General features: G+C 54.2%; 2 protein-coding genes. Both read left to right on the top strand.

Features of this window, described 5'->3' with window-relative positions:
- The first annotated feature begins 673 nt into the window (after nucleotides 1–673).
- Complete coding sequence (locus BM177_RS19275; protein WP_139223765.1) at nucleotides 674–1,426, top strand: hypothetical protein; 753 nt, start codon at nucleotides 674–676, stop codon at nucleotides 1,424–1,426.
- A 185-nt stretch (nucleotides 1,427–1,611) separates the two neighbouring features.
- On the top strand, nucleotides 1,612–1,829 hold a 218-nt coding region (locus BM177_RS19270; RefSeq protein ID WP_175492718.1), incomplete at its 3' end, for a ParB/Srx family N-terminal domain-containing protein.

The raw sequence follows: 1,829 nt of genomic DNA, 5'->3' as shown, positions 1-1,829 counted from the left end.
CGATCACAAGAGCATCGCCTGCTTTGAGCGCCGTTTCGCTGGCGAAAGAGTGAACCCCTGAAAGCCCGCGGAGAGAATTCCAGGACGCCGTTGGCCGAGATCGGGCGAAGCGCCGTCTCTGCGCTCGGACCGTCAACGCGCGGTCCGCAAACCCCCGGAATTCGCTAAGAAATTGCCGCGCGCCAGCACTATGAAGCAAATCCATGTCAAATAATTAATTACTGGCTGACGACGCAGTCTCTCGCGAACCGGTCTCGCCGCGAATTCCCTGTAAAACAGGGAATTTTTCTAATAAACGGGCCTCTCTGAGACATTTTGACGCGAGATATGACGTTAATTCAATAGTCTAGGCGCTATTCCTTGTCGCTCTTAACAGGGAAAATATTTGGCTCGAACAGGGAGTGATCGACGTGAAACAGGGATTCAATCTCGACGCTTTCGCGAACGAGCCCTGACTTACTTCGAAGATTGGATAGCGCGGGAAATATTTTCTGCTTTTGAGTGGCTCAAGATCGGACGTCGTCATCAAACTTCCCAGGCCAGAAATTGGCAGAAGGAAGTCAAATTACACTCAGACTAGTACCCTCTCTCTTGCAACTGCAGCGCTGAACCTTAACTGCAGCCTTTGGAGAATGATGAAACCATTGCATTTATGATGAGGACGCTGGGACTGATGAACGAGCAAAGGCCCGCCATAACTATTGATTCTTGTTCAGACGAGGTGATTTACGAAATCATCGCGCGCAAGATCACGAAAGCCGACCCACCTGCATGGCTCGTGGCATCCCTCAAACGGTGGGGCCCCGGCGTCATCATGAGTCGGGCCATCGCCGCCTGGCAGCCGACCCGAGCAGAAATGAAACAAAAGCTGCAAGGCGTCAAGAATGCGGCGCAGACGCTTATTGTTGCGCTAAACGATGGTGCAATCCGCGGTTTCCTTGACGAAGCTCCGCAACAAATCCCCTATCACGGACAGATGGATATGATGTTGCGAGACCTTGTTCGGCGCGCCGACGAAAGCGTTGGCTCGCTAGTGACGAAGGATGGGAGGACGAAGGCAGGCCGCAACAAGGCGATGCCGCGTCGTGCATCCCATCCGAAAACTGAATGCGCAGCCCTAATCGCTGAAGCTTGGCTCTTCATTCATGGCGTCGATCCCGTCCCTAAAAATCGGGAGGCCGCCACCGCCGCGGAAATGTTGTGGACCGGATCCGTTAAAAAATTCAGCCTCGAACCGGTGAAGACTATTGTAGAAGGCGTCATCGTACAGGAGACAAAGAGTTGGGGCGACAAGCTCAGCGGATGGCGGCATCATTTCAAGCTCGCGAAAGACCCAGCGCTTGCTAATTTTCGCCAGGAATTTCGGCGCCATCTTAACGAGGACAGGCACCGGTCAAACTTGCACGCCGGCGAAGAACTCGAGTGAAAAACCGCCTATTTATGTCCTTTGCGAATTACGGAGGCTTTTGAAAATATCGACCCCATAGATTCGCCGCCCGTAGCGCGGCGTTGAATGAGGTTTCGATCATGCGCCGAGCAGCTAAACACAGGCCCCGGAAACGAAACTTTGAAGCCCTGGAGACGCCATCGAAACTAGGCAGACACGCTTTATTGCCCCTCGACGAGCTCAAACCCAACCCCCGCAATCCGCGCAAGCACAGCCGGGAACAGATCAGGGCGATCGCCCGCAGCATCGAAGCCTTTGGCTTCAATGCGCCGATTCTGATCGACAGCAACAAACAATTGATCGCCGGCCACGGCCGCTTCGAGGCGGCGAAACTGCTCGGGCGTTCAGAGATCCCGGTCATCTGTCTCGACCATCTAAGCGA

Origin of the sequence: Methylocapsa palsarum (assembly GCF_900114285.1) — a bacterium.
Taxonomy (GTDB): domain Bacteria; phylum Pseudomonadota; class Alphaproteobacteria; order Rhizobiales; family Beijerinckiaceae; genus Methylocapsa; species Methylocapsa palsarum.
Note: the sequence above shows the minus strand (reverse complement) of the source record. Positions and strands in the feature narration are given on the sequence as shown.